Source organism: Stenotrophomonas sp. SAM-B (assembly GCF_013387485.1).
In the GTDB taxonomy this organism is placed as follows: domain Bacteria; phylum Pseudomonadota; class Gammaproteobacteria; order Xanthomonadales; family Xanthomonadaceae; genus Stenotrophomonas; species Stenotrophomonas maltophilia_AA.
In genome coordinates, this window is the sequence record NZ_JABBXB010000018.1 from 1 (window position 1) to 20,127 (window position 20,127).

Below are 20,127 nucleotides of genomic sequence, written 5' to 3' on the forward strand. Positions count from 1 at the left end.
AAGCCAAAGGCAAGGCGAGCAAGGTGGCGCTGGTAGCGGTCATGCGCAAGATGCTGGTCATCCTCAACGCCCGCAAGCGGGACGCCGAGGCCGCGTTGGTCTGCACCTGATAAGACAGTTGCTACCTCGGCTTGCCATCAGATGGCGTTGCCGGTCAGTCCAGCGATGACCCTTCATCGCGCCGCCGGAACGGCAGCACCACGAAGTCGCGGCCCTCGCGCGGTTGCCACAGCACCGGGACGCGGGTCGGGGAGGGCGGTTCCAGATCGGCGTCGCGCGCTGCCTCGGTGTCGTCCTCTTCCTCGTCCTCCCAGCTGTAGCGCTTGCGTGGCGCCATCGGGTCGGAGAGGCGGAACAGCAGAGCGCTGATGATGCCGGCGAAGGCACCGCCCATGTGCGACTGCCAGGACACGCCCGGTTCGTGCGGGAGGATGGTGAGCAGCATGCTGCCGTAGAACAGGAAGGCGATCAGTCCGGCCGCGATCGCCGGCCGGTCGCGGCGCAGCAGGCCGAGCACGAACACCAGGAACATCAGGCCGTGGGTGATGCCACTGGCACCCAGATGGCGGCTGCCCAGATCGCCGAGCAGCCAGGCGCCCAGGCCCGAGCCGACCCACAACAGGGGCAGCGCGCGCACGGTGGCCTTGGGATAGACGCTGCCGGCCAGGGTGCCGAGGATCAGCAGGGCCGCCGCATTGGCACCCAGGTGCTGGATCGAGCCGTGCAGCAGCGGTGCACCGAGAATCCCGAGCAGGCCGGCCTTGTCCAGCGGGGCAACCGCCCACGGACGCCAGTCGAAGTGGCCCTGGGCGGTATACACCGCCACCAGCAGCAGCACGAAGGCCAGGCTCAGGTTGAACGCCCGCAGCACACCACCACGGTCGTTGCGGGACGGGACCGGCGGCGCGCCGGTGGGCTGGGGCAGGTTGGCGTTCATACCCTTAGGAATGGCGTCGCCCCCGATGAACACAAGGGCAACGCCGTGGGAGAGAGAGGTACCGCCTGCGGGACAATCCCGCAGGCGGCACGGTCGGTCAGGCGTGGCCGCCTTCCTTCGGCGGGTTCTTCAGGCTCAACACCACGGTCGCGGCGATGATCACCGCCACCACGCCCAGCGAGATCGGGGTGGGGATCTTGAAGATGTCGATCAGCATCATCTTGATGCCGATGAAGGCCAGCACCAGGGCGAGGCCGTACGGCAGCAGGTGGAAGCGATCGGCCATGCCGGCCAGCAGGAAGAACATCGCACGCAGGCCCAGCACCGCGAACACGTTGGAGGTCAGCACGATGAACGGGTCGGTGGTGATCGCGAAGATCGCCGGGATGCTGTCCACCGCGAAGATCACGTCGGTCACCGCGATCAGGATCAGCACCACGAACAGCGGCGTGAACCAGCGCTTGCCATCGCGCATGACGCTCATCGCGTTGCCGGCATAGTCCGGCAGCAGGCGCAGGTGCTTGCGCATCCAGCGCAGGGCGGGGTTGGTCTCCAGATCCGGCTCGCTGCCGGCCGAGAACCACATCTTCCAGCCGGTGAAGAGCAGGAACGCGCCGAACACGTAGAGCAGCCAGTGGAACTTGGTCAGCAGCACGCTGCCGGCGAAGATCATGATCGTACGCAGCACGATCGCGCCCAGGATGCCGATGATCAACACCTTCTGGCGCTGTTCCTCGGGCACCGCGAAGTAGCCCATGATCATCAGGAACACGAAGATGTTGTCCACGGCCAGGGCTTTCTCGACCAGGTAACCGGTCAGGAACTCCAGGCCGACCTTGTTCGCCACCACCTGGCCGGCGGTCTCGTTCAGGTAGTACCAGAGGCCACCGTTGAAGGCCAGGGCCAGCGCGACCCAGCCGATGGACCACCACAGGGCCTCCTTGAAGGTGACCTTGTGCGGCCCGCCGTGTCGCATCAAAACGAGATCGACCAGCAACGCGATGATCACCACCGCGCCGAAGCCGCCCCACAACCACACATTACCGATCGTCTGCATTGGGTTTGTCCGTTGGAAAAATAGAATGCCTCAAGCCGGACGGCGAGGATCTGCAACGGAGGATCGGGGGGATCCGGGGACAGAGCTTCGCCATACGGCGAAGGTCTCGCTCGCAGTCCCGATGGATGGGACTGCCGTTGCACCGGAGCCTGCGGGCTCGAATTGACGGCGACAACGTCTGGGAGCTACTCCCCTTCTGCGGCCGATTCTGCGGGGTGGCCCGGTCGCCGTCAACTGGCGGCCTGCCGGCCGGGGCCGGGGGCCGTTTACAATACGCCCATGAATACCCCCCTTCCCGTTGTCCGCCTCAAGAACGCCTGGCGCTCCAGCCACCCGTGGATCTTCCAGAAACTGGTCGAAAAGCCGGCCGTCCGTCCCAAACCCGGTGCCCTCGTCGACGTCGTCGGCGTGGATGGGGAGTGGATCGGGCGTGGCTTCTACAACGGTCACTCGCGCATCGCCGTGCGCATCCTGGAGACCGATCAGGCCATCCCGGTCGACGCCGGCTGGTTCTCGCGCAAGATCGCCCAGGCGGTGTCGCTGCGTCGTGAGGTGCTCAAGCTGGACGAGATCTCCGATGCCTGGCGCGTGGTCCACAGCGAAGGCGACGGTCTGTCCGGCCTGGTCGTGGACCGCTATGGCGATCTGGTCGTGGTCGAGTTCTTCGCCGCCGGCATGTTCCGCCACCGCGAGTGGGTCTACGAGGCCCTGCGTGAGCAGTTCCCGGGCTGCCGTTTCCACAGCTTCGCCGACGAACACGTGCAGAAGCAGGAAAGCTTCGACTTCCACGGCAACACCACCACCGAAGCCTCGGTGATCACCGAGTACGGCGTGAAGTTCCGCGCCGACCCGGCCGGTGCGCACAAGACCGGCTTCTTCGCCGATCAGCGTGAGAACCGCCAGTGGCTGAGCCAGCAGGTGGAAGGCAAGACCGTGCTGGACCTGTGCTGCAACACCGGCGGTTTTGCGGTGTACGCCGCCGCGCGCGGTGCGGCCGAGGTGGTCGGCATCGACATCGATGAAGACGTGATCGCCATCGCCAAGGGCAACGCCAAGCTCAACAACGTGCGTCCGAAGTTCATCCAGTCCGACATCTTCCCGTGGCTGCGCGATGCGTCCAACCGCGGCGAGCAGTTCGACGTGGTGATCCTCGACCCGGCCAAGATGACCCGCGACCGCGACCAGGTCATCACCGCGCTGAAGAAGTACCTGGACATGAACAAGCTGGCGCTGGGCGTGGTCAAGCCCGGTGGCCTGCTCGCCACGTTCTCGTGCACCGGCCTGGTGGCCGAGGATCAGTTCCTGGACATGCTGCGCCGCGCCGCGTTCTACGCCGGCCGCACCATCCAGATCCTGAAGGTGGCCGGCGCCGGCCCGGACCACCCGTTCATGGCCCACGTGCAGGAATCGCGCTACCTCAAGGCCGTGTTCTGCCGCGTGGTGGATTGATCCGCACCGGGATCCCGGCCACGTTAGGCATCGGGTAGGCACCGACCGTTGGTCGGTGCGCTCTGTTGCCGGTACCGACCAACGGTCGGCACCTACCCAGCTAGGCGCTACAGCGCTATGGTCTGACGCTTCCCATCCAAGGTGAGGCGTCATGACGTTGCGCAGTCTGTCTTTGCTGGTTTCGCTGGCGTTGTGCACGCCACTAGCCGCCCACGCGATCGAATTCACCCCGCAGGAACTGGCCAGGGCGTCCACGCTGCAGCACCGGCTGCTGACCCTGGACAGCCACCTCGACACGCCGGCCAATTTCCACCGCGACGGCTTCGACATCACCCAGCGGCACGACCACAACGCGCTGTCGCAGGTGGACTATCCGCGCATGGTCGAAGGCGCGCTCGATGGCGGCTTCTGGGCGATCTACACCGACCAGGGCGACCGCAGCGCGCAGGCGCACCAGCATGACCGCGATGCCGGCCTGCTGCGCCTGACCGAGATCCGCGAGATGCTCGCCGCGCATCCGGACACCTTCCAGCTCGCGCTGACCGCCGCCGATGCCGCGCGCATCAAGGCCGCCGGCAAGCGCGTGGTCTACATCAGCATGGAGAACGCCAGCCCGCTGGTCGACGACCCCACGCTGCTCAGCTACTACCACCTGGCCGGTCTGCGCCTGCTCAGCACGGTGCACTTCGCCAACAACGAGTTCGCCGATTCGGCCACCGACCCCAAGGGCGCCGAGTGGAAGGGCCTCAGCCCGGCCGGCAAGGCGCTGGTCGATGAAGCGGTGCGGCTGGGCATCGTCATCGACCAGTCGCATGCCTCCGATGCGGTGTTCGATGATCTGATCGAACGCATGCCGGTGCCGTTCGTGCTCTCGCACAGCTCGGCCAAGGCGATCTACAACCATCCGCGCAATCTCGACGATGTGCGCCTGAAGCGGCTGGCCAAGGCCGGCGGCGTGATCCAGGTCAACGCGTATGGCGGCTACCTGATCGATACCGGCAAGAGCGAGGCGCGCAAGAAGGCCGAGACGGCCCTGATGGAACAGCTCGGTACCGATTACGACGGCATGAGCATCCAGCAGGGCGTCGCGCTGAAGAAGGGGCTGGAAGAGATCGACCAGCGCATCCCGCTGCGCAAGGCCACGCTCGACGATTTCTTCGCCCACTTCGAGCACATCCTGAAGGTGGTCGGCCCTGAGCACGTGGGCATCGGGCTGGACTGGGATGGCGGCGGTGGCCTGGCTGATCTGCAGGACGTGAGCCAGCTGCCGAAGATCACCGCGTGGCTGCTGCGCAAGGGCTACAGCGAGAAGCAGATCGCCGGTATCTGGGGCGGCAACCTGCTGAGGGTGATGGCGCAGGCCCAGGCGCATGCCCAACAGGCAGCCAAACGCTGATCCCGGACCGGTCGTGCCGAGCCATGCTCGGCTCTACCGGACCATGGCGGCGGTAGGTGCCGACCGTTGGTCGGCACACGCCCGGATCAGGCCTTGCCCAGCACCGCATTGCGACGCCCATAGGCGAAGTAGGCGATCAGGCCCAGAACGTTCCACGCCAGGAAGTACAACTGCGTGGTGCTCGGCAGGCTGAAGAACAGGTACACGCAGCCGATCACCGCCAGCGGGCCGACCACGTAGGCCAGCGGCGTGCGGAACTTGCGCACCCGGTTCGGCTCGCGCTTGCGCAGCACCACCAGGCACAGGCCCACCGCGGTGAACGCGGCCAGCGTGCCGGCGTTGGCCAGTGCGGCGATCTCATCCAGCCGCGCCACACCGGCGAGCGCCGCAACCAGCACGGCGGTGAACAGCGTGGTGGCGATCGGGGTGCCGGTGCGCGCGCTGACCTTGGACAGGCCACGCGGCAGCAGGCCATCGCGCGACATGACGAAGAAGATGCGGCTCTGGCCATACAGGAAGGCCAGCAGCACGGTCGGCAGCGCGATCACCGCCGCTGCGCCGATCCACTTGGCCGCGCCCGGGCTGCCCAGTTCGCGCAGGATCAGGGCCAGCGGCTCGGCGCTCTGGCCGAAGATCGTGTAGCTCATCGCACCCACGGCGGCCAGCGCCACCAGCACATAGATGATGGTGCAGCCGACCATCGAGCCGATGATGCCGATCGCCAGGTCGCGCTCGGGCTTCTTGGTTTCTTCAGCCGCGGTGGAGATCGCATCGAAGCCGTAGAACGCGAAGAAGATGATCGCTGCAGCCGCCATCACCCCGCGTTCCACGCCATCGGCGCCCAGCGACTTGACGAAGCCGAACGGCATGAACGGCTCCATGTGGCCGGTATCGAAGTGCGGCAGGGCGATCGCCACGAACACGGTCAGCGCGATGATCTTGATCACCACCAGGACCGCGTTGAGGGTGGCGCTCTCCTTGGTGCCGGCCATCAACATGCCGGCCACCAGGAAGGTGATCAGCACGGCGGGCAGGTTGATGAAGCCGCCTTCCACGTGGGGGCCGGCCGTCAGCATCAGGGGCAGGTCGATGCCAAAGCCATGCAGGAAGCCGACCGCGTAGCCGGACCAGCCGACCGCCACCGTACTGACCACCAGCGAGTACTCCAGGATCAGGCTCCAGCCGACCACCCAGGCCACCACCTCGCCGAGCGCGGTGTAGCTGTACGTGTAGGCGCTGCCGGCCGCCGGCATCATCGTCGACAGCTCGGCGTAGGACAGGGCCGCACAGGCGCAGACCGCACCGGCGATCGCGAAGGAGATCAGCACCGCGGGGCCGGCCAGGTTCGCGCCGACACCGATCAGGGTGTAGATGCCGGTGCCGACGATCGCGCCGATGCCCAGCGCGATCAGGTGCGGCCAACTCAGGGTCGGGATCAGTTGCCTGCCGGCTTCATGGACGGTGACGGTGTCTAGGGACTTGCGCCGGAGCAATGACATGGGGCCTCGCGGTGGATGACTGTTAACGACAAGTCTGCGAGTTTTACCGAACGCGGCGCAGCATTACTACTGCCAAGCGTCGTAAGCAGCTGCGCGGCCCGCATGACTGAGGCGAAGGTGACGAAAGCGGCACAAAGGCCGGACACTCATTCCCAGTGGCAGCCGGTGTCGGTGATCGCCTCGACGTCTTCGCCGAACGCGGTCTGCTGGCCGGTGCGGGCGTTGGTGTACGAGAAGCCATAGATGCGCGCGCCCTGCGAGCTGATCGCATAGTGGCCGATGACCTTTCCGTCCAGGTGCTCGTCCCACACCGTGTCGAACTGCCAGGGGCGGTCCTCGGCAAGCACCGTGCTCTCCTGCGAGGCCAGGGTCAGCCGCAGCCACTGGGTCTTGCCGGCATAACGCACATGGCTGACCCGTTCACCGTCCGCGGTGCCCTCGGGGAGTTTCCATTCGAGGTGGATCTGCTGGCGGCTGCCGCCGGTCAGGCAGCGGATTTCATCGGCGTGGGCCGGCGCGATGGCCAGCAGCAGCAACAACGGGGTGAGCCAACGCATGGGCCAGGGTCCATCCAGACAGAGAGGGGGTCATTGTCCTCCCGGCGCACCCGTAGGGGGAATCGGCCGGATCGAGCCTGCCGATCCGGTCGATGAAGTTCAGCGGTTCAACGTCGCCATCGCCGCAGGGGCATAGCGCGGGCCGGCAGCAGCATGGGCCGGGAAGATCGCATTGATGCGCGACACGTCATCGGGACTGAGCTGGACCTGCAGCGCGCCGAGGTTCTCCTCCAGGTAGGCCAGCCGCTTGGTGCCCGGGATCGGCACCAGATCGTCGCCCTGCGCCAGCACCCAGGCCAGGGCCAGCTGCCCGGGCGTCACGCCCTTGTCGCTGGCCATCGCGGTGACCGCGTCGACCAGGGCCAGGTTGCGGTCGAAGTTCTCGCCCTGGAAGCGCGGCGACTGGCGGCGATAGTCATCGGCCTCGAAATCGGCCGGGTTGCGGATCGCGCCGGTCAGGAAGCCGCGGCCCAGCGGCGAGTAGGGCACGAAGCCGATGCCGAGCTCGCGCACCGTCGCCAGCACACCGTTTTCCTCCGGATCGCGCGACCACAGCGAGTACTCGGTCTGCACCGCGGTGATCGGGTGCACCGCATGGGCGCGGCGGATCGTGCCGGCCGAGGCTTCGGACAGGCCGAGGAAACGCACCTTGCCCTGCTCGACCAGCCGCGCCATCGCCCCCACGGTGTCTTCGATCGGCACCGTGCCGTCCACGCGGTGCTGGTAGTACAGGTCGATGTGGTCCACGCCGAGCCGCTGCAGGCTGGCCTCGCAGGCGGCGATCACGTACTCGGGGCGGCCATCGACGCTGCGCGCGGCGGTGTCGCTCGGCTCCAGCCTGATCCCGAACTTGGTGGCGAGGAACACGTGGTCGCGGCGGTCGGCGATCGCCTTGCCGACCAGCACCTCGTTGGTGTGCGGGCCGTACATGTCGGCGGTGTCGAGCAGGGTGACGCCGCTCTCCAGCGCGCGGTGGATGACCGCGATCGATTCGGCATCGCTGCCGCGGCCGCCATAGAAGGCGCTCATGCCCATGCAGCCCAGGCCGAGCGCGGAGACGGTGGGGCCAGTGCGGCCAAGGGTACGGGTCTGCATCGGGTACTCCGGGGGAAGAGAGGGAACACCCCCAGCATCCTCCTGTGGACTATGTGGATAAACTGGCTGCTCCTGCATCGTCCTTGAAGCCAGCCTTCACAATGAGTGCCCAGCACCCGCTGCCCGCCGTGGTCGCCTTCGCCCGCGTCGCGCACCATGCCAGCTTCACCCGGGCCGCCGATGAGCTGGGCGTGTCGCCCTCGGCGCTGTCGCAGACCGTGCGCGCGCTGGAAGCCCATCTCGGCGTGCGGCTGCTGCAGCGGACCACGCGCCGGGTCGGCCTGACCGAGCAGGGCGCGCGCTTCCTGGTACAGGTGCGCGAGGGCCTGGCCCGGATCGACGCCGCCTTCGAGGACCTGGACCAGGTGCGCGATGTGCCCGCGGGCAAGCTGCGCATCAACGTGCCCCGGATCGCCGCCGAACTGCTGGTGCTGCCGCACCTGCCGGGCTTCCTGGCGCGGTATCCACAAATCGAGGTGGAGCTGTTCGTGGAAACCGCGCTGAGCGACCTGGTCGCCGGTGGCTTCGACGCCGGGGTCCGGCTGGGCGAAAGCCTGGCCCGCGGCATGATCGCGGTACCGATCGGGCCGCTGGAGCGCCAGGTGGTCGTGGCCACGCCGGACTACCTGGCCCGGCACGGGATACCCGCCACCCCGGCCGAACTGGTCACGCACGAGTGCATCGTGCATCGGCTCAGCACCGGCCGGCGGATGGCATGGGAGTTCACCCGCGACGGCCGCGATCTCGAGGTCGAGGTGGCCGGCCGGCTGGTGTTCAACGACGCCGGCCTGATCCGTGCCGCGGTGATCGGCGGCATGGGCCTGGCGCAGGGGTTCGAGGCGCTGTACGCCGGCGATGTGGCGGCCGGCCGCCTGCAGTGCGTGCTGCAGGACTGGCAGCAGCCGTTCGCCGGGTTCCATCTGTACTACCCGGCCCGCGAACAGATGGCGCCCAAGCTGCGGGTGTTCATCGACTACCTGCGCGACGCGATGCGGCGCTGACGAACGGCGCGCGCGCGGTGGCCGCATTTCCCGCGGCGGCGGGACCTCAGCCGCTGACGCCCAGCCGCACGCCGAACCCGACCAGGAACACGCCCGCCACGCGCCTCAGCCAAAGCCCGACCCGCGGGTGCTGGAGAATCCGACGGCGCAACAGATTGCCGACCCCGATCAGCACCGAGCAGTACGCCAGTCCCATGGCGAAGATGATCAGCGCCATGGTCGCAAACGTCACCACGCCCTGGTGACGGGCCGGATCGATGAACAGCGGCAGGAAGGCCATGTAGAAGATGATCGCCTTCGGGTTGAGCAGGTTGATCAGCACCGCCTGGCGGAAGTAGTGGCCGGGGGTGAGCCGGATACCGCCTTCCTCGCCCTGGGCGCGCGGCTGGCGCAGCAGGCCGATGCCGATCCACACGAGGTAGGCCGCGCCCAGGTACTGCACGGCGTGGAACACCAGCGGGTTGGCCTTGAGCAGTGCGGCCACGCCGGCCACCGCCAGCCACATCAGGATCTGGTCGCCCAGCAACAGGCCGAACAGCGCCGTATAGCCGCCGCGCACCCCACCGCGACCGGTGGCGGTAAGCAGGGTGAAGGTGCCCGGTCCTGGCAACGCCAGGAACACCAGCACGGCAGCGACAAAGGTCCACAGATCCTGGATGCCCATCCACGGCATGGCGGCGACTCGACAACGGGGAGGGGCATTGTCCGGCAGCCGCGCGCCGGGCGATAGCGTCAGCGCGCGCTGCTGGGCAATCCGGCGAGCAGTGGCTGCAGGCGGTGCGCGAACATCGCATGCAGCTGCCGGATCGCCGGGGAGAACTGCTTGCGGTGCGGGCACACCAGGTTCAACGGCAGACTGTCGCCCGCGCCGTCCAGCAGCACCTGCAGGCGCCCGGCCTGGACATCGGCGCAGACATCGAGCCACGACTTGAACACGATGCCTTGCCCGGCCACTGCCCAGCGGCGCACCACGTCGGCATCGTCGCAGACCATGTTGCCGCGCACCGGGATCACCGTCCGCCGGCCATCGAGCTCGAAACTCCAGCGGTCATACGCGCGCCCGGCCAGCTGGTAGAGCAGGCAGTGGTGGTCCTTCAAGGCCTCCAGGCTGTTCGGCGCACCGTGCCGGGCCAGGTAGTCCGGCGAGGCGGCCAGCACCCGGCGATTGCCGGGCAGCAGCGGCAGGGCGACGTAGCTGGCGTTGTCGAAGCGGCCCAGGCGGAAGGCGATGTCGACCGGATCGCGGAAGACATCGGCGACCTGGTCGGACAACTGCAGGCGCAGCTGCAGCTTCGGGTGTGCGGCGCGGAACTCGGTCAGCCACGGCAGCAGCAGGTTGCGGCCCAGGTCCGACGGTGCGGCCACCTGCAGCGTGCCGCGCAGCTCGGCATCCTCGCCGCGCACCCGGGCTTCGCCCTCGCGCAGCGCGGCCAGCACCTCCTGCGCGTAGGGCAGGTACAGCGCGCCTTCGGCGGTCAGGCGCAGGCTGCGGGTGGAGCGCACGAACAGGCGCAGGTCCAGCTCCCGCTCCAGCCGCGCGACGGCCGCGGCCACCTGGCCCGGGAGCAGGTCGGCCTCGCGCGCTGCGTTTGAGAAACTGCCGAGCGCGGCGGTGCGGACGAACAGGGCGAGGCCGTCGAACCGGATCATCTTCATTCCTGCAGTGAAAGTGCTGCCCGATTTTGCGCCTTTCTCCGCCCGGCCGTGAAGCGCACCCTGTCCGTCTTCCCCAACGGATCTCCCCACGATGAAAGCCGTCGCCTATACCCAGCATGGCCTGCCGATCAGCGATCCCGCCGCACTGGTGGACATCACCCTGCCGATCCCCACCCCCGGCCCGCGCGACCTGCGGGTCGAGGTCCGCGCGATCTCGGTGAACCCGGTCGACACCAAGGTCCGCAACGGCGTGGCGGTGACCGAGCCGCGCGTGCTGGGCTTCGACGCGGTCGGCATCGTGGATGCCGTGGGCGACGAAGTGACGCTGTTCCAGCCCGGCGACGCGGTCTTCTACGCCGGTGCGATCGGCCGCGCCGGCAGCAACGCCGAGTACCAGCTGGTGGACGAGCGCATCGTCGGCCACGCGCCGGCCAGCCTGGATGACGCCGCCGCGGCCGCGCTGCCGCTGACCGCGATCACCGCCTGGGAGCTGCTGTTCGACCGCCTGCGCATCCCCGAGAACGGCGGTGAAGGCCAGACCCTGCTGGTGATCGGCGCGGCCGGTGGCGTCGGCTCGATCCTGGTCCAGCTGGCCCGCCAGCTGACCCGCCTGACCGTGATCGGCACCGCCTCGCGCCCGGATACCCAGGACTGGGTCTACGCGCTGGGCGCGCACCACGTGATCGACCACACCCAGCCGCTGAGCGAAGGCCTGCAGCGCCTGGGCATCGCCGAGGTCAGCCACGTCGCCAGCCTGACCCATACCGACCAGCACTACGACCAGATCGTCAGCGTGCTCGCCCCGCAGGGCCAGCTGGCGCTGATCGACGACCCCGGCCAGCTCGATGTGATGGCGCTCAAGCGCAAGAGCCTGTCGCTGCACTGGGAATCGATGTTCACCCGCTCCAGCTTCAACACCCCCGACATGCAGCACCAGCACGACCTGCTTGAACGCGTGGCAGCGCTGATCGATGCCGGCGTCCTGCGCACCACGCTGGGCGAGCACTACGGCCGGATCAACGCCGCCAACCTGCGCCAGGCGCACGCCCTGATCGAGAGCCACCGCGCACGCGGCAAGCTCGTCCTCGAAGGGTTCTGACCCTCACCGCCCCCATGGACTACCCGCACATGACCCTCGCTCCAGTGGCCCGTCGCCGCCACACCACCAAGGCCTACGATCCGACCCGCAAGCTGCCGCCGGCGGTACTGCACGACCTGCTCGACGTGCTGCACCACGCGCCGTCCTCGGTGAACGCGCAGCCTTGGCATTTCCTGGTTGCCGGCAGTGACGAGGCGCGCGCCCGCATCGCGCGCGCGACCCAGCCCAACCAGCCCTACAACACGGCCAAGATCACCGATGCCTCGCACGTGATCGTGTTCGCCACCCGCACCGGCATCGATGATGCCTACCTGGCGCAGGTGATCGAGCAGGAAACCGCGGATGGCCGTTATCCCACGCCGGAAGCACGCGAAGGCCAGCGCGGCGCACTGCACCACTACGTGGACCTGCATCGCCACACGCTGGGCGACGTGCAGCACTGGATGCAGAAGCAGACCTACCTGGCACTCGGCACGCTGTTGCTGGCCGCCGGCGTGCACGGCATCGACGCCACCCCGATGGAAGGCTTCGACGCGGCGGTGCTGGATGCCGAGCTGGGCCTGCGCGAGCGTGGCCTGACCAGCGTGGTGCTGGTGGCGCTGGGCTATGGCAGCGAGGCCAACTTCAATGCCGACCTGCCCAAGTCGCGGCTGCCCAAGGACCAGGTGTTCACCCACCTCTGAGAGGTCAGGGCACGCCGTTGTCCACGTGCAGGGCGAACCCCGCACGTGGTCGCAGGCGCTCGAACCACGCGTCCACGGCCGGAAAGGTCGGCTTGTCGCCGGGAGTCAGGCGCCACCGCTGGGTCGACAGGCCCAGCACGACGTCGGCCAGGCTGAACTCGGTGCCCGCAACGTAGGCGCCGGTCTGCACCAGCTGCCGGTCCAGCATCCCCATCAAGCGATTCCACTGCCCCAGGCTGGCGGCCACCGCCGTCGGGTCGGCGTAGTCCGGATGTCGGCGTACCATGGCCATGAATGCATAGCGCCACGCGGTATTGAGATCGGTCGCCTGCCAGTCCATCCATTGCTCCACCCTGGCGCGGGCCTGCGGTGCCTGCGGCAACAGGTCGTCTCGACCCTCGCGGGCGGCCAGATAGCGGCAGATGCTGTTGGATTCCCACAGCACGAAGCCGCCATCACGCAGCACGGGAACCTGCCCGTTGGGGTTGAGGGCAGCCAGTGCCGCTGCGGCGCCTGCTGGATCGGTGCCGTCGCCGCCCGGTTGCTGATGGTCCAGGCGCAGTTCCGCGCACAGCCACAGCACTTTGCGAACGTTGATGGAGGTGGACTTTCCAAGGATTTCCAGCATTGCTCGATCCGGCGCAGCCATTGAGACGCCAGCATCCTACACTTGCCGCATGCAAACCGAATTCTTCCTCCTCGGCGGCCTGGTGTGTGCCGTCCTCGTGCTGCAGCTGCTCGCGCTGCTGCGGCGTTCCGGCCATGGCGACCTCGAACAGACCCTGCGCGAGGAAGCGCGGGTCGGCCGCAGCGAACTGCGCGAGCAGCTCGAAGGCCTGGGCCGCCAGCAGGACGCGCGGCTGGAGAGCTTCGCGCGCGCGCTGACCGATCTGTCCACCCGCACCGACCAGCGCCTGGACCTGCTGCGCGATGCGCTCGGCGAAGACGCGCGCAAGGCCCGCGAGGAAAGCACGCTCAGCCAGCAGCGCACCGGCGACCTGCTGGCGCTGCGCATGCAGGAAGTGCGCGCGCAGCTGGAAGCGTTCGGGCAACAGCAGCAGGCACGCATCGAAGCGTTCGGCCAGCAGCTGGTGGAACTGACCACGCGCACCGACAGCCACATGGCCGCGCTGCGCCAGGCCCTGGCCGAAGATGCGCGCCTGGGCCGCGAGGAAACCGGGCAGTCGCAGCAGCGCTTGGCCGAATCGCTGGGCCTGCGCCTGCAGGAGATGACCCAGCGCAACGAACAGCGTATCGGCGAGATGCGGGCCACGCTCGAGCAGCAGCTCAAGAGCCTGCAGAGCGACAACGCCGAGAAGCTCGACCAGATGCGCGTGACCGTCGACGAGAAGCTGCAGACCACGCTGGAAACCCGCCTGGGCGCCTCCTTCCAGCTGGTCTCCGAGCGGCTGGAGCAGGTCCAGCGTGGCCTCGGTGAAATGCAGCAGCTGGCCACCGGCGTGGGCGACCTCAAGCGCGTGCTGACCAACGTCAAGAACCGCGGCAGCTGGGGCGAAGTGCAGCTGGACAACATCCTCGAGCAGACGCTCACCCAGGAGCAGTACGCGCGCGGCGTCAAAGTGCGCCCGGACAGCAACGAGATCGTCGACATCGCCGTGCGCCTGCCGGGCCGCGGCCATGAAGACACCCCGGTGTGGCTGCCGATCGATTCCAAGTTCCCGCGCGAGGATTACGAGCGCCTGCTCGATGCGCAGGAACAGGGGGATGTCGAGGGCGTACGCCTGCAGGGCGCCCAGCTGGAACGCGCGATCCGCATCCAGGCCAAGTCGATCTGCGACAAGTACATCGCGCCGCCGCACACCACCGATTTCGCGGTGATGTTCCTGCCCACCGAAAGCCTGTACGCCGAAGTGATCCGCCGCCCCGGCCTGATCGACCTGCTGCAGCGCGACCATCGCGTCGTGGTGGCGGGCCCGACCACCGTCACCGCGCTGCTCAACAGCCTGCAGATGGGCTTCCGCACGCTGGCCATCGAACAGCGCTCCAGCGAAGTGTGGGGCCTGCTCGGCGCGGTCAAGAGTGAGTTCGGCAAGTTCGCCGGCATCCTGGAAAAGGCCGAGAAGCAGATCACCACGGTGGGTCGCAGCCTCGGCGAAGCCAGCCGCAAGACGCGCACCATCGAACGCCGCCTGCGCAGCGTGGAAACGCTGGGCGGTGAACAGACCCAGGACCTGCTCGGCGACATGAGCGGCGAGGACGAGGATATGGCCGGCGACGAGGCCAGCACCGTGCAGGACTAAGCGGCGACGCGACGCATGCATGCGATCGCGCATGCTGCGTGGCACGTCCTTTCCCTGCCGTCTTCCACCTTTCAAGGAACCGCCCATGCGTCTGACCCTGATGCTGTCCCTCCTGCTCGCCCTGGCCGGGTGCAGCAGCACGCCCTCCACCGACACCACGGCGGCGACACCCGCCACGCCGAGCGCCGCTGAATGCACCGCCGCCGGTGGCAGCCTGCAGCCGCTGGGCCGCCTGCAGCGCGTGCAGTGCGTGGTGCCCTACGCCGATGCCGGCAAGGTCTGCAGCGCCAAGGCCGACTGCAGTGGCCAGTGCCTGGCCACCAGCGATGTCGCGCCGGGAACGGCCGCGCGTGGCGTCTGCCAGCGCGATGTCAGCCAGAACTTCGGCTGCCGCCAGCGCATCGATGGCGGCGTGGCGCTCGGCACGATCTGCGTCGACTGATCTCCCCACGGCACGGCTATGCTGTGCCTCCCCCGATGCAACGCAAGGAATCTGCAGTGAGCCAGACCGTCTACGACATCCCCGTTACCACCATCGAAGGCCAGCCGACCTCGCTTGCCGACTACCGCGGCAAGGTGCTGCTGGTCGTCAACGTCGCCTCCAAGTGCGGCCTGACCCCGCAGTACGAAGGCCTGCAGGCGCTGTACGCCGACAAGCAGGCGGCCGGCCTGGAAGTGCTGGGTTTCCCGGCCAACAACTTCCTGGCGCAGGAGCCGGGCAGCGAAGCGGACATCCAGCAGTTCTGCCAGCTGGAATACAACGTCAGCTTCCCGATGTTCGCCAAGATCAGCGTCGCCGGTGACGACACCCATCCGCTGTACCAGCAGCTGACCGCCGCGCAGCCGACTGCCACCGGCGAAGGCCCGATGCGCGAGAAGCTGCAGGGCGCCGTGGCCAAGTACCCGGAGCTGGTGGTCAACGCTGCCCCGGGCGTGCTGTGGAACTTCGAGAAGTTCCTGATCGGCCGCGACGGAAAGGTCATCGCGCGCTTCGCCCCGGACGTGCCGGCCGATGACGCGCGCCTGGTCGCGGCGATCGACGCCGCGCTGGCGGCCTGATCGGCTGACCCGGAAACAGAAAAAGCCCCGCTTCGGCGGGGCTTTTTCTTTGCTCGCACCACGGCCAACGGTCGTGGTTTACCGCCTCGGTAGGTACCGACCGTTGGTCGGTACTCCGATCAATTACCCCAGTTCGGCATCGGCATCGCATCGACCGGGATCGGCGCGTCCGGATCGTCCTTGCCGCGCGCATGCTTGCCGCGCAGGTCGTTCTCGATCTGGTAGTTGCGGCGCTGCAGCCACGCATCGCGGACCAGCGAATACTCGTCCACCGCGTTGTCGCGCATGTCGTCCACGGCCAGCAGCTGCGAACGCATGTCCACCAGCTGCAGGCCCTGCAGGCCGATGCGGATCTTGTCCTCTTCGATCGTGCGGATCGGCGAGAGCGGCATGTCGCCGGCCAGGCCGAACACATCGCGCACGGTACGCGGGCCGAAGAACGGCAGTTCAACGTACCGCGAACGGCGCCAGCCCCAGGTGCCCAGGGTCTGGCCGAAGTCTTCCTTGCGGCGCGGCACCATGGCCTTGCTGGCCGGATCGAACAGACCGCCGATACCCAGCGTGGAGTTCATCAGGAAGCGGCCCAGGCTGTCCCAGGCATCATCCGGACGCCCCTGCAGCAGCTGGTTGGTGATCGTCACCGGTGCGCGCAGGTTGCTGAAGAAGTTGCTCACGCCGGTCCGTGCGAAGCGCGGGACGACGTTGGTATAGGCCACCGCCAGCGGCCGTGCGACCGCACGGTCGACCACGTTGTTGAAGCTGTGCACCCTGCGGTTGAACGGTTCCCAAGGATCGTACGGCGCGCCGGTGGGCTCGGTGCCGTCCGCGGTCGGGGCCGGGCCACCATACAGGGCGGCAAAGTCGTCCTCGGCATTGGTCGGCGCAGTGCCGCCGGTGACCGGCGCGGCGGCCGGATCGGTGCTGGCCTGCGTTGCCTGGGCGGCCGTGTCGGCGACGGCCTCGGCCGATACCGCATCGGTGTCGGCCACATCGGCAGCCGGTGCCGCCGCAGGGGCGACCTCGACGCTGACCGGTGCGCTGTCGCGTGCGGGCTTGCCGGCACAGGCGCTCAGGGCCAGCGCCAGCACAAGGAGGGGGAGGGTGCGTATGACGTTCATGTCAGCTCGCCGCAGAAAGGGCATGGAAATCCAGGGAGGGTGCCAGCCGGTAGGCGGCACTGAGGTCGGTGAAACCGTCCGGGCTGCCGACGATCGTCGGCGTTGTCCCGTTTGCGCGCAGGCGTGCGGCCAGCTCGGCCAGCAGCGCCAGACCGGCGCTGTCGAGCCGGCTCACTGCCGCCAGATCCAACTGCTGCACGCCGTCCAGCGCGGTCAGCGAGGGCCACAGGGCCGTCACCGCCGCGCGGTCGAGCAGCCCGCTGAAGACCAGCGAGGTGCCGTTGCGCTGCACGCTGGCGCTGTTACTTGCCACGCGGGGCCTGCCCGGCCTGCATGCTGCCGTTGCGCAGCTCGGTGGCCACCTGCTGGATCGACTTCTGGCGCAGCGGGGCGTCGAACTGGGTCTTGAAGGTCTGCACGTAGGAGATGCCTTCGATCATCACATCGAAGATCTTCCACTGGCCGTTGACGTTGCGCATCAGGTAGTCGACCGGGGTCGGCTCGTTGCCGGCCCGGATCAGCTCGGTGGACACGCGCACGCCGCGGTTGCCCGGCAGCGGCGACTCGCTCTTCAGGCGGAAGGTCGGCTTGCCCTGGATCTCGAGCAGGGCCGAACCGTAGCGCTGCATCAGGTTGTCGGCCATGGCATCGGCGAACAGCTTGACGTCGGCATCGGAGGCGCCGCGGCCATGCACGCCCAGCACCAGGCGGGCGGCGTAGTCACGGTCGAAGGTCTTGTTGAGCTCGCTGTTGATGAAGTCACGCAGCACGGCCGGGTTGGCCCGGAACTCGGTGCGGCGCTGCTGCAGCGAGGTCAGGATGCGGGTGCTGGCGTCCATCACGGCCTTGCTGGCCTGGCCCTGCTGGGCGGCAGCGGCGGCAGGGGCGGCCTGGGCGAAGGAGAGCGAGGGCGTGGCGGCGAGCAGGGCCGAGGCCAGCAGCGCCGGGATCAGGGTCTTTTTCATGGTTGCGGTTCCGTTGCAGGCGCGGGCGCGCCGTTGCCATCGTGGGAGTCAGCGCCACCGGTATTGGCCGGACCGCTGAACATGTACTTGCCGACCAGCTGGAGCAGGTCCACCGCCGGCTGGGTGAAGACGATCTCGTCGCCGGACTTGAGTACGTCCGGATCTCCGCCCGGCTGCAGTCCGATATAGCTCTCGCCGAGCAAACCACTGGTGAAGATGCCGGCCGAGGTGTCGGCGGGCAGGTCCTTGAACTTGCCGTCGAGCTTGAGGGTCACGATCGAGTCGAACTTCTGGGGATCCAGTTCGATGCCCGAGACCTGGCCGATGGTCACGCCGCCGATCTTGACCGGCGCCTGCTTGCGCAGCTGGCCGATCTGGGTGAAGCGCGCCTTGAGTTCGTAGCCGCTGCCGCCGGTGCCCCACCGTTGGTTGGTGGAGGCCACGGCCAGCACCAGCAGCGAGGCCAGCGCCAGCAGCAGGAAGGCGCCGACGGAAAATTCGAGTCTGGGACCGCGGATGGCCATGGGATATCTCACTGTTCTTTGTCAGGTGCCTGGACAGGTGTCCGGGCGGGAAGTCTTTGCGTACCGAAGAAGCGCACCGAAGAGGCGTACCGACCAACGGTCGGTACCTACTGGAACATCATGGCGGACAGCACGAAGTTGAAGACCAGCACCAGCAGCGAGGCGTTGACCACCGCACGCGTGGTGGCGACCGAGGTGCCTTCGATGGTGGGCTCGGCATGGAAGCCGACATAGGACGCGACCAGGGCCGCCGTGCCGCCGAAGATCGCCGACTTCAGCATCGCCACGCCGAAGTCATCCCAGAAGTCCACGCTGTTGCTCAGCGCCGACCAGAACACGCCATTGTCCAGGCCGAGCACGTGCACGGCCTCGAAGTAGCTGGCACTGATCGCCAGCGAACAGAAGATGCCGGTCAGCAGCGGCACGGTCAGCACCGCCGCCCAGAAGCGCGGTGCGACGACCTTGGCGACCGGGTCGATCGCCATCAGCTCCAGGGCCTTGATCTGGTCGGTGGCGCGCATCAGGCCCAGTTCGGCGGCGATCGAACTGCCGGCGCGGCCGATGAACAGCAGCGCGGTCAGCACCGGCGCCAGTTCGCGGTACAGCGACAGGCCTAGCAGGGTCGACAAGGCATCGGCGGCGCCGAAGGTGGTCAAGGTGCGGTAGCCCTGCAGGGTCAGCACCAGGCCCACGAAGGCACCGCCCACGGCGATGATCGGCAGCGAACGTGCGCCGATCTTGTAGATCTCGCGGGTCAGCTCGGCCAGGAAATCGGCGGTCGGCAGCGAGCCGCGCAGCACCGTCACCGAGAACAGGCCGGCGCGACCGAGCGAGCGGGTGGCGTCAACGAACGGCATCAGGCAACCCTCGCACGCGGTGCGGCATCGAACGGGATCGGGCCGTCCGGCTCACCATGCAGGAACTGCCGCAGCAGCGGGTCCTGGCTGGATTCGAGCGCGGCCGGGCTGCCCTGGAACACGATGCCGCCGTTGGCGATCGCGATCACCTGGTCGCAGATCGGCAGGGTCTCGTGCACGTGGTGGCTGACGATGATGCTGGTCAGCCCCAGGCTGTGGTTGAGGCGCTGGATCAGGCTCATGATCACGCCTGACGCGATCGGATCCAGCCCGGTCAGCGGCTCGTCGTAGATCATCAGCGGCGGGTCCAGTGCCAGCGCGCGGGCCAGGGCCACACGGCGCGCCATGCCGCCGGACAGCTCGCGCGGCCAGGCGTCGGCAGCGGCCAGCAGGCCGACCGCATGCAGTTTCATCTGCACCAGGCGGCGCAATACGGGCTTGGGCAGGCGGGTGTGGGTGCGCAGCGGCAGGGCCACGTTCTCGGCCACGGTCAGATCGGTCAGCAGGCCATTGCCCTGCAGCAGCACGCCCACGCTCTTGCGCATCTCCAACAGCGCGCGTGCGCCGGTCGGGATGGGCTGGCCGAACAGGGTGATGTCACCGGCGGCCGGACGCAGCTCACCGGTCAGTGCGGCCAGCAGGGTGGACTTGCCACTGCCCGACGGGCCGAGCACCGCGGTGATGCTGCCGCGCGGAACGGTCAGCGAAACGTCGCGCAGGATCGTGCGTCCGCCGCGGTCGATGCGGACGTTGGACAACTGCACCAGACTCTCTTCGGAAACCGTCATGAGCGCCATTAACAAAATTCCAACGTTGTAAGATCGTGGTGAACGGCTGAACATAACCGAACTGCACCGTGCAGTATTGTCGCACGGGCAGGTGAGGGCAGCGCCGGCGCTGCGTTCGTGCGCGGG

The 20,127-nt window shown here is 68.0% G+C and carries 22 protein-coding genes and 1 pseudogene; 9 read left to right on the forward strand and 14 right to left on the reverse strand.

All coding sequences use genetic code 11. The features are described 5' to 3' along the window. A pseudogene (locus HH110_RS18645) lies at positions 1–110 on the forward strand (IS110 family transposase); the annotation flags it as partial. Between the two features lie 44 nt (positions 111–154). On the opposite strand, the gene HH110_RS18650 reads toward HH110_RS18645, so the two are convergent. After that, the gene (locus HH110_RS18650; protein WP_176991003.1) at positions 155–937 is read right to left on the reverse strand and encodes a rhomboid family intramembrane serine protease; all 783 of its coding nucleotides are present in this window, start codon (positions 935–937) and stop codon (positions 155–157) included. Between the two features lie 97 nt (positions 938–1,034). Then, the gene (locus HH110_RS18655) at positions 1,035–1,994 is read right to left on the reverse strand and encodes a TerC family protein (protein WP_123730941.1); all 960 of its coding nucleotides are present in this window, start codon (positions 1,992–1,994) and stop codon (positions 1,035–1,037) included. A gap of 279 nt (positions 1,995–2,273) precedes the next feature. Here HH110_RS18655 and HH110_RS18660 point away from each other — a divergent pair, with 279 nt between their 5' ends. Beyond that, positions 2,274–3,443: a class I SAM-dependent rRNA methyltransferase gene (locus HH110_RS18660; RefSeq protein ID WP_176991004.1), complete on the forward strand. Its 1,170-nt coding sequence runs from the start codon at positions 2,274–2,276 to the stop codon at positions 3,441–3,443. 151 nt (positions 3,444–3,594) lie between these two features. Continuing rightward, positions 3,595–4,839, forward strand: a complete 1,245-nt coding sequence (locus HH110_RS18665) for a dipeptidase (protein ID WP_176991005.1) — start codon at positions 3,595–3,597, stop codon at positions 4,837–4,839. Between the two features lie 86 nt (positions 4,840–4,925). Here HH110_RS18665 and HH110_RS18670 read toward each other — a convergent pair whose 3' ends face one another. The 3 genes from HH110_RS18670 to HH110_RS18680 form a co-directional block, all read right to left on the reverse strand. Further along, positions 4,926–6,338 (reverse strand): amino acid permease, encoded by a 1,413-nt coding sequence (locus tag HH110_RS18670; protein ID WP_176991006.1) that lies wholly within the window; start codon positions 6,336–6,338, stop codon positions 4,926–4,928. A 146-nt stretch (positions 6,339–6,484) separates the two neighbouring features. Further along, a complete protein-coding gene (locus HH110_RS18675) occupies positions 6,485–6,895 on the reverse strand; it encodes a hypothetical protein (protein WP_176991007.1) in 411 nt (136 codons plus the stop codon). A gap of 99 nt (positions 6,896–6,994) precedes the next feature. Continuing rightward, positions 6,995–7,990: an aldo/keto reductase gene (locus tag HH110_RS18680; protein ID WP_176991008.1), complete on the reverse strand. Its 996-nt coding sequence runs from the start codon at positions 7,988–7,990 to the stop codon at positions 6,995–6,997. 101 nt (positions 7,991–8,091) lie between these two features. Here HH110_RS18680 and HH110_RS18685 point away from each other — a divergent pair, with 101 nt between their 5' ends. Then, positions 8,092–8,991: a LysR family transcriptional regulator gene (locus HH110_RS18685; RefSeq protein ID WP_176991009.1), complete on the forward strand. Its 900-nt coding sequence runs from the start codon at positions 8,092–8,094 to the stop codon at positions 8,989–8,991. Positions 8,992–9,037: 46 nt separating this feature from the next. Here HH110_RS18685 and leuE read toward each other — a convergent pair whose 3' ends face one another. Together leuE and HH110_RS18695 are read right to left on the reverse strand one after the other, a co-directional pair. Beyond that, positions 9,038–9,664, reverse strand: a complete 627-nt coding sequence (gene leuE / locus HH110_RS18690) for a leucine efflux protein LeuE (RefSeq protein ID WP_176991010.1) — start codon at positions 9,662–9,664, stop codon at positions 9,038–9,040. A gap of 59 nt (positions 9,665–9,723) precedes the next feature. Then, on the reverse strand, positions 9,724–10,647 hold the full coding sequence (locus HH110_RS18695) for a LysR substrate-binding domain-containing protein (protein ID WP_176991011.1): 924 nt from the start codon (positions 10,645–10,647) through the stop codon (positions 9,724–9,726). Between the two features lie 91 nt (positions 10,648–10,738). Between HH110_RS18695 and HH110_RS18700 the strand changes: the two genes are divergently transcribed. Together HH110_RS18700 and nfsB are read left to right on the forward strand one after the other, a co-directional pair. Beyond that, complete coding sequence (locus HH110_RS18700; RefSeq protein ID WP_176991012.1) at positions 10,739–11,746, forward strand: zinc-binding alcohol dehydrogenase family protein; 1,008 nt, start codon at positions 10,739–10,741, stop codon at positions 11,744–11,746. 29 nt (positions 11,747–11,775) lie between these two features. Beyond that, positions 11,776–12,429: an oxygen-insensitive NAD(P)H nitroreductase gene (gene nfsB, locus HH110_RS18705; protein WP_176991013.1), complete on the forward strand. Its 654-nt coding sequence runs from the start codon at positions 11,776–11,778 to the stop codon at positions 12,427–12,429. A 4-nt stretch (positions 12,430–12,433) separates the two neighbouring features. Here the strand turns inward: nfsB and HH110_RS18710 are convergent, their stop codons facing one another. Next, positions 12,434–13,057, reverse strand: coding sequence for a glutathione S-transferase family protein (locus HH110_RS18710; RefSeq protein WP_176991014.1), 624 nt, complete (start codon positions 13,055–13,057; stop codon positions 12,434–12,436). Between the two features lie 49 nt (positions 13,058–13,106). Here HH110_RS18710 and rmuC point away from each other — a divergent pair, with 49 nt between their 5' ends. The 3 genes from rmuC to HH110_RS18725 all read left to right on the forward strand — a co-directional run bounded on the left by rmuC (position 13,107) and on the right by HH110_RS18725 (position 15,749). After that, complete coding sequence (gene rmuC, locus HH110_RS18715) at positions 13,107–14,690, forward strand: DNA recombination protein RmuC (RefSeq protein ID WP_176991015.1); 1,584 nt, start codon at positions 13,107–13,109, stop codon at positions 14,688–14,690. Between the two features lie 85 nt (positions 14,691–14,775). After that, positions 14,776–15,132: a hypothetical protein gene (locus HH110_RS18720; protein ID WP_176991016.1), complete on the forward strand. Its 357-nt coding sequence runs from the start codon at positions 14,776–14,778 to the stop codon at positions 15,130–15,132. Between the two features lie 56 nt (positions 15,133–15,188). Then, entirely contained in the window at positions 15,189–15,749 is a 561-nt protein-coding gene (locus tag HH110_RS18725) for a glutathione peroxidase (RefSeq protein WP_342589255.1), read from the forward strand. Positions 15,750–15,868: 119 nt separating this feature from the next. Here HH110_RS18725 and HH110_RS18730 read toward each other — a convergent pair whose 3' ends face one another. From HH110_RS18730 to HH110_RS18755, 6 genes are all read right to left on the reverse strand, one after another. After that, positions 15,869–16,867, reverse strand: a complete 999-nt coding sequence (locus tag HH110_RS18730; protein WP_176991018.1) for a VacJ family lipoprotein — start codon at positions 16,865–16,867, stop codon at positions 15,869–15,871. A gap of 1 nt (position 16,868) precedes the next feature. Next, positions 16,869–17,180: an STAS domain-containing protein gene (locus HH110_RS18735; protein WP_176991019.1), complete on the reverse strand. Its 312-nt coding sequence runs from the start codon at positions 17,178–17,180 to the stop codon at positions 16,869–16,871. Further along, complete coding sequence (locus HH110_RS18740) at positions 17,170–17,832, reverse strand: phospholipid-binding protein MlaC (RefSeq protein WP_019183995.1); 663 nt, start codon at positions 17,830–17,832, stop codon at positions 17,170–17,172. The genes HH110_RS18735 and HH110_RS18740 overlap by 11 nt, the downstream gene beginning before the upstream one ends. Then, entirely contained in the window at positions 17,829–18,356 is a 528-nt protein-coding gene (gene mlaD / locus HH110_RS18745) for an outer membrane lipid asymmetry maintenance protein MlaD (RefSeq protein ID WP_019183994.1), read from the reverse strand. Before mlaD ends, HH110_RS18740 begins: the two co-directional genes overlap by 4 nt. 107 nt (positions 18,357–18,463) lie before the next feature. After that, the gene (locus tag HH110_RS18750) at positions 18,464–19,213 is read right to left on the reverse strand and encodes an MlaE family lipid ABC transporter permease subunit (protein ID WP_176991020.1); all 750 of its coding nucleotides are present in this window, start codon (positions 19,211–19,213) and stop codon (positions 18,464–18,466) included. Next, complete coding sequence (locus HH110_RS18755; RefSeq protein ID WP_176991021.1) at positions 19,213–20,001, reverse strand: ABC transporter ATP-binding protein; 789 nt, start codon at positions 19,999–20,001, stop codon at positions 19,213–19,215. The genes HH110_RS18750 and HH110_RS18755 overlap by 1 nt, the downstream gene beginning before the upstream one ends. Positions 20,002–20,127 lie beyond the last annotated feature (126 nt).